At 65.6% G+C, this 12,471-nt stretch carries 12 protein-coding genes; 5 read left to right on the top strand and 7 right to left on the bottom strand.

Annotated elements, in window-relative coordinates; all coding sequences use genetic code 11:
- Positions 1-14: 14 nt before the first annotated feature.
- The 5 genes from WHX56_RS03325 (at position 15) to WHX56_RS03305 (ending at position 6,502) form a co-directional block, all read left to right on the top strand.
- Positions 15-638: a hypothetical protein gene (locus tag WHX56_RS03325; protein ID WP_287752123.1), complete on the top strand. Its 624-nt coding sequence runs from the start codon at positions 15-17 to the stop codon at positions 636-638.
- A 574-nt stretch (positions 639-1,212) separates the two neighbouring features.
- On the top strand, positions 1,213-1,974 hold the full coding sequence (locus tag WHX56_RS03320; protein ID WP_338880421.1) for a hypothetical protein: 762 nt from the start codon (positions 1,213-1,215) through the stop codon (positions 1,972-1,974).
- 290 nt (positions 1,975-2,264) lie between these two features.
- Positions 2,265-2,771, top strand: a complete 507-nt coding sequence (locus WHX56_RS03315; protein ID WP_129240405.1) for an RNA polymerase sigma factor — start codon at positions 2,265-2,267, stop codon at positions 2,769-2,771.
- 11 nt (positions 2,772-2,782) lie between these two features.
- Positions 2,783-3,778 carry a FecR family protein gene (locus tag WHX56_RS03310; protein ID WP_338880419.1) on the top strand — a complete coding sequence of 332 codons (996 nt, stop codon included), beginning with the start codon at positions 2,783-2,785 and terminating at the stop codon, positions 3,776-3,778.
- A gap of 321 nt (positions 3,779-4,099) precedes the next feature.
- Positions 4,100-6,502, top strand: coding sequence for a TonB-dependent siderophore receptor (locus WHX56_RS03305; protein ID WP_338880417.1), 2,403 nt, complete (start codon positions 4,100-4,102; stop codon positions 6,500-6,502).
- Between the two features lie 50 nt (positions 6,503-6,552).
- Here WHX56_RS03305 and tenA read toward each other — a convergent pair whose 3' ends face one another.
- The 7 genes from tenA to pap form a co-directional block, all read right to left on the bottom strand.
- Positions 6,553-7,215, bottom strand: coding sequence for a thiaminase II (tenA, locus tag WHX56_RS03300; protein ID WP_287752133.1), 663 nt, complete (start codon positions 7,213-7,215; stop codon positions 6,553-6,555).
- 92 nt (positions 7,216-7,307) lie between these two features.
- Positions 7,308-8,096, bottom strand: a complete 789-nt coding sequence (locus tag WHX56_RS03295; RefSeq protein ID WP_287752135.1) for a 3-hydroxybutyrate dehydrogenase — start codon at positions 8,094-8,096, stop codon at positions 7,308-7,310.
- A gap of 146 nt (positions 8,097-8,242) precedes the next feature.
- Positions 8,243-8,632 (bottom strand): DUF488 domain-containing protein, encoded by a 390-nt coding sequence (locus tag WHX56_RS03290; protein WP_338880412.1) that lies wholly within the window; start codon positions 8,630-8,632, stop codon positions 8,243-8,245.
- Between the two features lie 59 nt (positions 8,633-8,691).
- Positions 8,692-9,912: a Na+/H+ antiporter NhaA gene (gene nhaA / locus WHX56_RS03285; protein ID WP_338880410.1), complete on the bottom strand. Its 1,221-nt coding sequence runs from the start codon at positions 9,910-9,912 to the stop codon at positions 8,692-8,694.
- A 93-nt stretch (positions 9,913-10,005) separates the two neighbouring features.
- Positions 10,006-10,470 carry an HIT family protein gene (locus WHX56_RS03280; protein ID WP_129240400.1) on the bottom strand — a complete coding sequence of 155 codons (465 nt, stop codon included), beginning with the start codon at positions 10,468-10,470 and terminating at the stop codon, positions 10,006-10,008.
- Entirely contained in the window at positions 10,467-10,916 is a 450-nt protein-coding gene (locus tag WHX56_RS03275; RefSeq protein ID WP_338880408.1) for a GNAT family N-acetyltransferase, read from the bottom strand. Before WHX56_RS03275 ends, WHX56_RS03280 begins: the two co-directional genes overlap by 4 nt.
- Before the next feature lie 22 nt (positions 10,917-10,938).
- Positions 10,939-12,405: a polyphosphate:AMP phosphotransferase gene (gene pap, locus WHX56_RS03270; RefSeq protein ID WP_129240398.1), complete on the bottom strand. Its 1,467-nt coding sequence runs from the start codon at positions 12,403-12,405 to the stop codon at positions 10,939-10,941.
- Positions 12,406-12,471: the final 66 nt, after the last annotated feature.

The following is a 12,471-nucleotide window of genomic DNA, read 5'->3' as shown; positions in this document are numbered from 1 at the left end:
GGCGAAACGTTCTGATGACGTCGCTATCTTTAAAAATAACCAATCGAATAAATTCCATGTACATGAAATTTCTACTTCCCATTATCGTTCTCCTGTTGTCTGGTTGCGCGGTAAAACATCCTTTAATGCCTGAAAAATATGATCCAAGCCAGCATGCGCGCTTGCGCGTTGGCATAGATTGGGTCAGTGTCGGCATCTATTTCAATCAGGATTGCTACGATGATGATTGGCAGCGTGCCCAGCTCACAAGCATCACGGCTCGAGGCATGACCCAGGTGCTAAGCCGCTCTATAGGCATGCCGGAATCGGATCTTATTGATATGGGCGCGTATTCTGAGTTTGTCATGCCGGCCAACATGCCGATTACATTGAGTCAGAGAGGGGGCGGAACCGTACCTGGAGGCAATATGCAGTCCTATACAACACCGTGGCATTATCCGGTGACAGTCGTATTCGAGGCTGGCAAAGACTATGAATTGTGGAGCTATCAGCGCCGCCCCGTTGTCCGTGAACTGATTGTGGTTGACGGAAAGGTCACCGGCGGGAAGATACTGAAGGATCTGCCCAAGGCTGATGCATGTGATCGGCCACCGATGCCCCCACAACCGATGCCGCGCGGCGGGCAAGACGTCATTTGATGCCAGTGGATTTCACAGATAAGGTGTCACAGATCAGGCGTCTGTCTGACGCCTTATTTCCAACGAGCCCGGAAGAAGGCGGGCATGGTCGATCGTAAAGGCAACATTCTTGTGGAAGTAAAGCGTGAGGAAATATCAAAATTCCCAACTTATCGAGAGAAGGGGTGTAGAAGATGCATTTGTCTCCAGAGATACCAAGAAGGCTCTTTTCAAGCTCAAAGTCTATTGAGAAGCTGATAGGGATTTTTGTTCCACGGATTTGAGCGTTCGATAGAGAAGACGAATCGACGAAATCACAGAATTCAGACAAGTCTGATTGGAAATGTGCTGCCGGCACTCTAAATTCCAAGCAACGGCTTAAGCACTACGGCATCCATCCCACTCTTGATATCCCCCGCCCGTTGCCGTTGGCAATTGGTCCCCTTTCTCCACAGAAGCGATTGGCCGGAACCCCGGACCCTTCCGAGGCAGGACGCCGTTTGCTTTTGGATGCCGCTCAAAAAATAGACGGATACCCACCGCCCCACCTTGTCGCCCCAGGCCGCCGCAGCCGCTGCTGAGCATGGAATGAAAGATGAAGAAGCTACTGTCGATTGCAGTGATTGTTCTGGGCGGCTGCGCGGTCCAGCAGCCCACGCCCAAATTCGAGCTGGATAAGCAGGCCAATCGGGCGGCTATACAGTCGGGCCGGCAGGTCGAGATCTTCTACCATGCCGACGACTATGCCGTGGTGGATCTTGGCGGTTCGAAATCGGCGGGCCTGCTGGGCATTCTGGGGCCGATTGGCCTGTTGGCGGGTATGACCGCCAATGTGGCGCACTCGCTGGATTCAAAGGCGCGCACGGTGCGGCGGTCGGAAGAATTTTCCAAGCTGATTGCCGATAACCTGCCCGATCAGAGCATTAACCGGGACTTTGCGCGGAAGGTCGGCGATCTGCTGGAACAAGAAGGGCGGCAGGTCAAAGTGACGAAAGTGACACGGCCGGGCGGAAACGAGGATTTGGCGCTGAGCATGTCCGAGGACCTGGTGCCCACGGAAGGGTATATGCAGTTGCTGTTGCGCTTGAGCGCCGGCTATGGCGCCACCCCGGCCACGGATACCTACAAGCCGGTGACGATCATCGAGTATGCCTTGAAGGATGCCGACGGCAAGGCGCTCATGTCGCGGTCGTTCACGCGGTATTACGGCCAGTCGGACAAAACCTTCATGACGTACGCGGGTTTGCTCGACGATTATCAGGGCGCGCGGGAAGAGTTGAGCGCCAGGTTGAACTATTGGAGCGAGCCGCTCTATACCGAGATTTTCCGCTTTTCCGAACCGGTGGCGGCGAAATAGGCAGGCATGGCGCTTTTCCAGGGGGCAGGGCATCAGCCCCAGTTTTCCATCTACCCCAATCATCGGGATCGGATAGGGATAAATCCATCCGCGCCCAGGCCGCGTGGACGGCCCGCAAGGCTGTAGTCTGGCACCTTGCCGGGATTCCTCGCCGGCACGTGCGTCGTCGATCCCTGCGGCGTGGCGCAGGAGCAAGGGGCCCGCGTTGGGCAAAGGCAAGGGGCAATGGTTTTCTAATTGAGAATCATTGTTAATATTGCGGCACTCACGCATTTGCCGCCTCCACCGCCATGTCCCGTCCTCCCCGCCACCTGAAAGGATGGCTCGCCTACTACGGCGAGCTGGTGGGCTCGTGGGCCAAGCGCAATTCGCGGCCCTGCGACGCCGAGGATGCCGCGCAGGACGTCATGGCCGGTCTGCTGAGCGGCGGCGGCTCCGGCGTATTGAACGGCAAATCCTATTTGTACCGGGCGACGCGGAACCGCCTGATCAGCGAGATCAGGCGGCAGACGCGCCACGACGAGATCTCGCTGGAGGCGCTGGCGGACGACGATCTTGCGCTGCTGTACGATCCGGAGGCCAATGTGCGGGCCAGCGAGCTGGCCGACGCGTTGGAGCGCGCGCTGGCCAGCCTGCCGCTGAAGAAGCGGCAAGCCTACGTCTGGTGCCGCCTCGAAGGCTATACGCAGCCCGAAGTCGCGCAGCGCATGGGCTTGGCGCTCAACACGGTTGAACGCTATATCATGGACGCCACGCGGGAAGTCCGCGAACAGCTCCAACACTTTTGCCCGGATTGACCTGCCGCGCAATGACAACCCCCACCCCCATCGACCCCGACACCTTGCTTGATCCGCGCGACGCGGCCGCGTATTGGTTCGCCCGCGCGCATTCGGCGCGGATGGACGAGGCCGAACGCCGGAAATTCGACGCGTGGCGGCGGGCCGATCCTGCGCATGACCGGGAGTACCGGCGCGCGTGCGGTATCTGGAACGCCAGCGGACGGTTGGGCGCCGACCGGCTGCGCGCCCTGGTCCAGGAACCGCCCGCGGTAGCGCGCCGGCCCGCAACGGCGCGCCGCCGGCTGATGGCGGGGTTGGCCCTGGCCTCCGCCGCCGCCGTGGCCGCGATACTGCCCCGCTGGCTCGCGGGCGACCCGGGTTACGCCGCGCAATACGCCACGCAGCCGGGGCAGCGCCAGCAGGTGTCCCTGCCGGATGCGTCCGTGGTGGACTTGAATACCGGCACGCAACTTTCGGTCAAGCTGTATGCGGATCGGCGCGTGGTGGAGCTTGCGGCGGGCGAAGCCACGTTTTCCGTCACCCCCGACCCGAGCCGGCCGTTCTACGTCGAAGCCGGCGGGGCGACCGTCCGCGTGACGGGCACGCGATTCAACGTGCGGCGCGACGGCGACGCGGTGAGCGTGGCGGTGGATTCCGGCCGGGTGGAGGTCCAGGCCGGCCACTGGTGGAATCGCAGCCAGGTTTTGCTCGGTGTGGGCCAGGGCACTCGGACCGTGGCCGACGGGGGGCTGGCGCCGCCCGGGAAGCTGGACGTCGGGAACCTCCTGGCCTGGCATGCGGGCAGGGCGGTTTTCCGCGATTTGCCGCTGTCGGACGCGGTGGCGGAAATGAACCGGTACGGCCACGCCCCGATCCGCGTGTCCGGCGCCGACGTGGCCGGGATCCGGATTTCCGGCGTGTTCAGCGTCGACAATCCCCAAGCCTTCCTGGCGCTGCTGCCGGCCATTGCGCCGGTGCGCGTGCAAACCGGCGCGGATGGCGCGGCCTTGATCGTGCGCCGGTAGCGGCCCGCGCGGCGGCTGCCCGCCCGGGTCGGGGAAACGCCAACCGAAGATACAAATAATTACTAATTACCCGCGATTTTCCATCAGGGATTTGTTCGCGACAGGCGTCCTGTCTCCCAAGGGCATCGCTCCGATGCCGCTGCCCGCCGTCAGGATTCGCCGCAACCGGCCCACTGGCGCGCGTTGATCCAAGATCCCTTCTGGAAAGCTTGTTCCGTGAACCGTAAACCCTCTGGATTCCTTTCTCGCGCTGCGCGCCAAACCCCGGCGCGCCTCCGGCCGCGTGGCCCGGCGCCGGCGCGCGGGCTGACTGTGTTGGCCATGTCCCTGCTGCTGGCGCTGGCCTTGCCGCCGCACTCGGCCCGGGCGCAGGAGGCGCCGCTGTCGCTCAATATTCCCGCGCAATCGCTGGAGGGCGCCTTGACGCAGTTGGCGACGCAGGCGTCGCTGGAACTGGCTTATGCGCCCGACACGGTCCGCGGGCTGAACGCGCCCGCCGTGTCCGGCAGCCTGACGCCCGATCAGGCGCTGCGGGCCTTGCTGGCCGGTTCGGGGCTGGCGTTCGAACGATCGGGCCGCAACGTATCCCTGTCGCGCGAGGCGGATTCGTCGAGCGTGATGATGAACACCATCACCGTCGTGGGCAAGGGCAACTCGATCACCGAGGGCACGGGGTCCTACACCACCGGCGCCATGAGCACGGCCACCAAGCTGCCGCTGACCATCCAGGAAACACCGCAATCCGTCAGCGTGGTCACGCGGCAGAAGCTGGACGACTTCGCCATGCAGACGATCGACGACGTGGCCAACAGCACCACGGGCATCACCGTCAACCACTGGAGCAACGACCGGTCGCGCTATTTCTCGCGCGGTTTCACGATCAACACTTTCCTGCTGGACGGCCTGCCCGTTTCCTATGAGACGGACACGTCCACCTACAGCACGACGGCCATGTACGACCACGTGGAAGTGGTGCGGGGCCCCACGGGCCTGATGACCGGCATGGGCGACCCTTCCGGTACCATCAATTTCGTGCGCAAGCAGCCGACGGATTCCGCGCAGTTCATCGCCACCGCGCGCGCGGGCAACTGGGACAATTTCTCGGGCGAACTCGATGCGGGCGGCCCGCTGAACGACAGCGGCTCCGTGCGCGGCCGCTTCGTGACGTCGCAGCAATCGCGGGACTACTTCACCGATGGCTACAGCAGCCGCAAGCAGTTGTACTACGGCGTGGTCGATATCGACCTGGCCGCCCATACCACCTTGACCCTGGGCGGGTACTCCAACCGCGAGGACAACCCGGGCTCCGAATGGATGGGCGTGCCGACCGCGCTGGACGGCTCGCCGCTGGACATCCGGCGGTCGCGCCGGTTCTCGCCGTCGTGGAGCTATTGGGACAAAAGCGAATACAGTCTCTTCGCCGAGCTGAAGCACACCTTCGAGAACGGCTGGATCGCGCGGGCGGCGGCCCGCGGCGTCAACGCCAAGTCGTCGCTGGACGGCGCGTACTTCGTCAACGGCGGCTACGACGGGCAGGACGGCGTGATGTACGACGTGATGGGCGGCCGCTACGACTACGACAAGAAGCAGCGCAGCTTCGACCTGTCCGCGCAAGGCCCGATTACGCTGTTCGGCCGCGAGCACGAGATCGCGGTGGGCGCAAGCTACCGCAACGACCGCTGGCTGGACAACGGCTACAGCTATCTGGACGAGCCGAACGGCTACCTGATGGTCGCCGGCGTCAACCCCTACACCTGGGACCCGGATTCCCTGCGCCGCCAGGACTTCGTCAAAGACACGATGTGGCGGCGCGACCAGCGCTCCGAACTGACGTCGGCCTATGCCACGGGCCGCTTCCGCCTGGCCGATCCGCTGAACATGATCCTGGGCGCGCGCCTGGATTGGTTCGACTTCGACAACAAGCAGACCCAGGGTAGCTGGAGCAGCCATCGCAAGTTCGGCGAGGACGCGCATTTCACGCCCTACGCCGCGCTGATCTATGACCTGAACGACAACCACTCGGTCTACGCCAGCTATTCCAGCATCTTCAAGCCGCAGTACTACCTGGACACCTCCGGCACCGTGATCAAGCCGGTGGAGGGCACCAACTACGAGATCGGCTTGAAAGGCAGCTATCTGGACGAGCGCGTCAACGCCGCCATCGCGCTGTTTTCGACCACGCAGACCAACTTGCCGCAGGCGGTTACGGACATCGCGTCGTGCTTCGTCGCCACCAACTGCTACCGCGCGGTGGGCGAGGTGAAGAGCGAGGGCGTGGAGATCGACATCAATGGTGAATTGCTGCCGCGCCTGAACGTGGGGATCGGCTATTCCTACACCCGCGCCAAGGTTTCAAGCGGCGGCGTGGACGGCGCGGCCGGCCAGCCCTACGCCAGCTACATCCCGCAGCACCAGTTCAAGCTGGCGGCGATGTATCACCTGCCCGGCGCGTACGAGAAATGGCGGGTCGGCGGCGCCGTGCGCGCGCAAAGCAAGATCACGACCCAATCCTTGACCGGCAGCGCCGGCTATGTCGTGAAGCAGTCGCCCTACGCGGTGGTCGACCTGGTCGCCGGCTACAGCGTGAACCGCCAACTGGATGTCCAGTTGAATGTGAACAACCTGTTCGACAAGCGCTACTTCGATTCGCTGCAGGGCAACAACGGCGGCAACTACTACGGCACGCCGCGCAGTTTCCTGCTGACCACGCGCTATCAGTTCTAGATGGGATCGGGCACGCGCGGCAGGACGCGCGTGCCCGCCGTGCCAGGGCCTCAGACGGGCCAGCCGGCCTGGCGGTAGGCCGAATCCCAGAACATCCATTCCAACTGCGCGGCATGCGTGTAGGCCTGGTGCATGGCCTCGCGCGTTTCCGCCGACGCGGCTTCCGCGCTGCGGTCCACGGTGGCGATGACGGCGCGCACCAGCGCGTGGAATTCCTCGCCGGCGTAGGCGTCGATCCACGCTGCGTAGGGGTTGGGTTTGGCCGCGCGCGCCTGGATGTCGCGGCCGATCTCGGCGTAGATCCAGAAGCACGGCAGCAGCGCCGCAAGCGCCACCGGGTAGGGGGCGCTCCAGGCGGTGGCGATCAGGAAGCTGGTGTAGTGGTGGCTGGCGGGCGACAGCGGCGTGGCTTCGAAGGTGGCCGCGTCGATGCCGAACTGCTTCATGAAGCCGGCGTGCAGGCTGCGCTCGACGATGACGGCGCCCTTGGCCGCGTCCGCGAACTGCACCACGCCGTCGGCGTGGTCGGCCTTGGCCGCCGCGATGGCCAGGGCGCGTCCGAACGCGACCAGGTAGTGCGCGTCCTGGATCATGTAGTGGCGAAAGGCGTTCTCATCGAGCTGGCCGCTGGCCAGTTCCTGGTTGAACGGCATGGTGCGCGTTGTTTCGTACAGCGCGGCATTGCGCGCCCAGGCGTCGGAACTGAAAGACATGGGGTTTCCTCTAGACAGGCCCGCCGGCGCGCAAGAACGCGCCGGCCCGTAAGGGGGCTAGGGTACCAAAGACCGCGCAGGGGCCTGCCGCCCTATTGCATGTACCAGCCGTGGCTGACCACGAACGACTGGCCGGTGAGCGCGGCGCTGGGAAAGGCGGCCAGGAACAGGGCGGTCTGCGCCACGTCCTCGACGGTCGTGAACACCCCGTCCACTGTGTCGCCCAGCATGACTTTCTTGACAACGTCTTCCTCGCTGATGCCCAGTTCCTTGGCCTGTTCCGGGATCTGTTTTTCCACCAGGGGCGTGCGCACGAAGCCCGGGCAGATCACGTGCGAGCGCACGTTGTGGGCCGCGCCTTCCTTGGCGAGCACGCGGGCCAGGCCCAGCAGCGCGTGCTTGGCGGCGACATAGGCGGATTTCAGCGGCGAGGCTTCGTGCGAATGGACCGAACCCATGTAGATGACGACGCCGCCCCGATCGCCCTTGTACATATGCTTGAGCGCCGCCTTGGTTGTGAGGAAGGCGCCGTCGACGTGGATCGCCTGCATCTTCTTCCAGTCGGCGTAGGCGAAGTTCTCGATGGGGTTCACGATCTGGATGCCGGCGTTCGAGACCAGGATGTCGATGCCGCCATAGGCGGCGGCCACGCGGTCGATGCCCTGGTTCACGGCCTCTTCGCTGGTGACGTCCATCGCGACGCCCATGGCCTTGCCGCCAGCCTGCTCGATTTCCCGGGCGACGGCTTCGGCGCCCGCCTGGTTCAGGTCGGCGATCGCGACCGCCGCGCCCGCGCGCGCGAGCGTCAGGGCGATTTCCTTGCCGATGCCGCTGGCGGCGCCGGTGACGACGGCGGTTTTTCCGTTCAGGTCATGCTGCATGCTGTTACCTCCAGGTTGGGATTGACTGTGGGCCGGGCTGGGCCGCGTCGCCCACGGATGCAGGGAGCATGGTTCGATGGTAGCGCTTCAGCATGAGAGCAGGCTGAACGCGGGCGGCGCGGGGGTGTCCGGCCGCGCCGGAGGGCTCAGGCGGACCGTTTGCCGTGATGGCGGGCGTAGTCCAGCAGGGCGTCGCGCAGCACGACCACCTGGTTGTGTTCGGCGTCGTGGGCGCCGTACAGCAGGGTCAGCGGCCGTTTGCCGGCGGCCTCCAGCAGGGCGGCCATGCGGTCCTGCTGTTCGGGCGCGGCCAGCTCGGCCAGGTACTTGCGGCGAAATTCTTCCCAGCGTTCCTCGACGTGGTTGAACCACTTTCGCAGTTCGGCGGTGGGCGCGAGGTCGCGGGCCCATTCGTCCAGCCCCAGGTCGGCCCGGCGCAGCCCGCGCGGCCAGACGCGGTCCACGAGCGCCCGGTAGCTGCCCGCCGGGCCGGTGCCTTCGTAGACGCGCTGCAGGGTGATGACGGGCGGTTTCATGGCGGCTCCTCGGGATCGTGGCGGCTGACCCCGCCTACTTTAGCGCCCGCCGCGCCATTTCACGGCTTTTCCGGGCGGCCGGGGGACGCGCCGCAGGCGCGCAGCAGCGCGAAACCGGCGACGGCGGACGCCAGCGACCCCGTCAGCACGCCGATCTTGGTGGCGTCCACGGCGGCCGGGTCGGTGAAGGCCAGGGCCCCGATGAACAGGCTCATCGTGAATCCGATGCCGCACAGCAGGGCGACCCCGTACAGTTGCGGAAAGGTGGCATGCCGCGGCAGGCTGGCGATGCCGCTCTTGATGGCCAGCCAGGCAAAGCCGAACACGCCCACCTGCTTGCCCAGGAACAGGCCCAGGGCCACGCCCAGCGGCACGGGCTGCGCCAGGCTGCCCAGGCCCAGGCCGGCGAAGGACACGCCCGCGTTGGCAAAGCCGAACAGCGGGACGATCAACAGGGCAACCGGCTTGTGCAAGGCATGTTCCAGCGCGTGCAGCGGGGAATGCGCGCCAGGCTGCCCCTGGTTCTGCGGGCGCAGCGGGATGGCCAGCGCCAGCGCCACGCCGGCCAGCGTGGCATGCACGCCGGACTTGAAGACGAAATACCACAGCACCGCGCCGATCAGCAGATAGGGCGTCTGGCGCAATACGCCCGCGCGGTTCAGGCAGAACAGGCAGGCCAGCAGGGCGCCCGACATGCCCAGGGCGAACGTGTTGAGCGTCGACGTATAGAACAGCGCGATGATGACGATGGCGCCCAGGTCGTCCAGGATAGCCAGCGCGGTCAGGAAGATCTTCAGCGATGTCGGCACGCGGCTGCCCAGCAGCGCCAGGATGCCCAGCGCGAACGCGATGTCGGTCGCGGCGGGGATGGCCCAGCCGCGCAGCGTGCCGGGGCTGCCGGCGTTGACCAGCACGTAGATCAGCGCGGGCAGCGCCATGCCGCCCAGCGCGGCGATGCCCGGCAGGACGATGCGGGCGGCGCCGCGCAACTGGCCGTCCAGCACTTCGCGCTTGATCTCCAGCCCGACCAGCAGGAAAAACACGGCCATCAGGCCGTCGTTGATCCAGTGCAGCGCGGTTTCCTTGAGCACGATCGGGCCCGCCTGGAAGCCCAGCTTGGTTCCGAGCGCGCCGAAGTAATACGGGGCGGCGGGGCTGTTGGCGACCGCCAGCGCGACCAGGGCGGCCAGCATGAGAACGTAGCCGCCCAGCGCTTCGGAGCGGAGGAACGACTGGAGGAACGAGGGGGATTTGAGGCGGGCCGAAGCCGGCGTTGTCACTGTCTGGGCGTCCTTGATTGCCGCGGGATCGTGTCCGGCGCGATCCTGAATTCTAGCTGAATAAAGGACGGCGGGCCGCGGCGCCCACCAGGGTCAGTGCCAGAGCAGGGCGTTCATGGCCTCGACCAGCCGGTTGCGGTAGCGCGGCAGTTGGGCTTGCACGCGCGCCTGCCGTTCCTTCCATTCGCTGGATTCCGCGCCTGCCGGCACCCGCGGCGGCGCCCAGATCGGATCGGGGAAGTGGCGGTCGCCGCGCCAGCGCGGGATCACGTGCCAATGCAGGTGCGGGACCATGTTGCCCAGCGAGGCCAGGTTGATCTTGTCGGGCGCCAGGATGGCCTGCTGCGCCTCTTCCACGACGTACACGGCCCGCATCAGCAGCTCGCGCCCGTGCGTGGACAGGCTGGTCATTTCAGCCAGGTGGCCGTTCCAGATCACGCGCGTGAAGCCGGGGTAGTCCGCATCTTCCACCTCGATGATGCGCAGGTGCGGCCCCCGCCACAGCAGCGTGCCGCCGTCTTCCTGGCACAGGGGACAGTTGGGGTCGCGCGCGCTCACGGCATCACCTTGCGGTACTGGATGAAGCCGGAGCGGTCGGCGATGCGGTCGTAGAGCTGGATGGCGGTGGCGTTGGTTTCGTGCGTGAGCCAGTACACGCGCGCGCAGTTGGCCGCGGCGGCTTGCGCGTATACGTGTTCGATCAGCTTGCGGCCGGCGCCGGTGCCGCGCACGTCCGGGGCCACGAACAGGTCCTGCAGGTAGCAGTAGTCGCCGGCGGTCCAGGTGGACCGGTGGAAAATCCAGTGCACCAGGCCGATGGCGCGGCCGCTGTCGTAGGCCAGCGCCGCGTGCATGGGTTCGGCCGCGTCCAGGAAGCGCGCCCAGGTATTGCGCGTCACGGCGTCGTTGATGTCGACGCGGTAGAAGTCCTGGTAGCCTTTCCATAGCGGCAGCCAGGCTTCGAAGTCGGCGGCGACGATGGGACGGATTTCTACGGTACTCATGGCTTGCAGCCTCCCGGGCGTTTCAGAGTTGGTCTTCCATGGCTTCGACGATATGCCGCAGCACTTGCAGTCGAGCGTAACGCTTGTCGTTGGCGGACACCAGATGCCAGGGCGCATGGGCGACGTCGGTCCGGGTCAGCATTTCGTTGGCCGCCGCCGCGTAGTCTTTCCATTTGTCGCGGTTGCGCCAGTCTTCGTCCGTGATCTTGAAGTTCTTGAACGGCGATTTCTCGCGTTCCTTGAACCGTTCCAACTGCACGTCCGCCGTGACCGCCAGCCAGAATTTCAGCACCAGCGCGCCGCTGGCCGCCAACTGTTCCTCGAAGTCGTTGATTTCGGCGTAGGCCCGGCGCCAGTTGGCGGGCGCGGCCAGCTTCTCGACGCGTTCGACCAGCACGCGGCCGTACCAGGAACGGTCGAAGATGGCGATGCGGCCGTGGCGCGGCACCTGGCGCCAGAACCGCCACAGGTAGGGGCGGGCCAGCGCTTCGCTGTTGGGCGCCGCGACGGGGGTGATGTCGAATTGGCGGGCGTCCAGCGCATGCGTCACGCGCCGGATGGCGCCGCCCTTGCCGGCCGCGTCCTGGCCTTCGAAGACCAGCACCAGCGACCGGTCCAGGAACTTCCGGGAACGCGCGGCGCGCGCCAGCCTGCCCTGCAGCAGGCCCAGTTCGGATTCGTAATCGTCTTTGTCGATCTTGGCGTCGTAGTCCAGTTGCCCCAGGCGGTCGACCACGCGCATGGGCCGGGAATGGGCCACGAACGAGGGCGGGATGCGGGGCACGCCGCGCTGGCGCATGGCGGCCAGCACCGCCTCCGCGGTGCGGGCGGCGCGCATGTTCTCGTCGGCGCTGGGGATCACGACCCAGGGCGCGTGGCCGCTGTCCGTGCGGTTCAGCACCGACTGCCCGGCGGCGCGGATGCGGTCGTATTTCTTGTAGACCTTCAGGTCGACGGGACTGACCTGCCACGACGTTTCCGGGCTGGCCAGGAGGCGCTTGGCGCGCGCCTTCTGGGCGTCGGCCGACAGGTGGAACCAGAGCTTGACGATCTGCACGCCTTCGGCGGCCAGCATCGCCTCGAAGCGCCGGATCACCGCGGCCTGCGCCTCGAGGCTGTCCTGGTTGGGCTTCTTGCGCGTGGCTTCGAGGATCAGCGGCGCGTACCAGGAACCGAACACGATGCCGGTGCTGCCCTTGGGCGGCAGGTCCTTCCAGTAGCGCCACAGCGGCGGGCGTTCCAGCGCTTCGCCTTCGCGCGGGCCATAGGCCAGCGTCTTGATGTGGCGCGGGTCCATCCATTCGTTGAGCAGGTTGACCGTGGCGCCCTTGCCGGCGCCGTCGATCCCGGCCACGACCACCAGCAGCGTCTTCTCGGCGCTGGCAAGGCGCTGGTATTGCGCGTTCAGCAGGGCGACGCGCAGCCGCGCCTCCAGCGGTTTGAATTCTTCCTTGGAGAGGCTGGGGTCGGCTTCGGCTTCGGCGAACATGGAGAGATCCGTCTGGTCGGCAATTCTGCGATCGGACGATCTTGCGGGATAAGGGCGGGGCACGCA

Origin of the sequence: Achromobacter veterisilvae (genome assembly GCF_037619525.1) — a bacterium.
GTDB lineage: Bacteria > Pseudomonadota > Gammaproteobacteria > Burkholderiales > Burkholderiaceae_B > Achromobacter > Achromobacter veterisilvae.
Note: the sequence above shows the minus strand (reverse complement) of the source record. Positions and strands in the feature narration are given on the sequence as shown.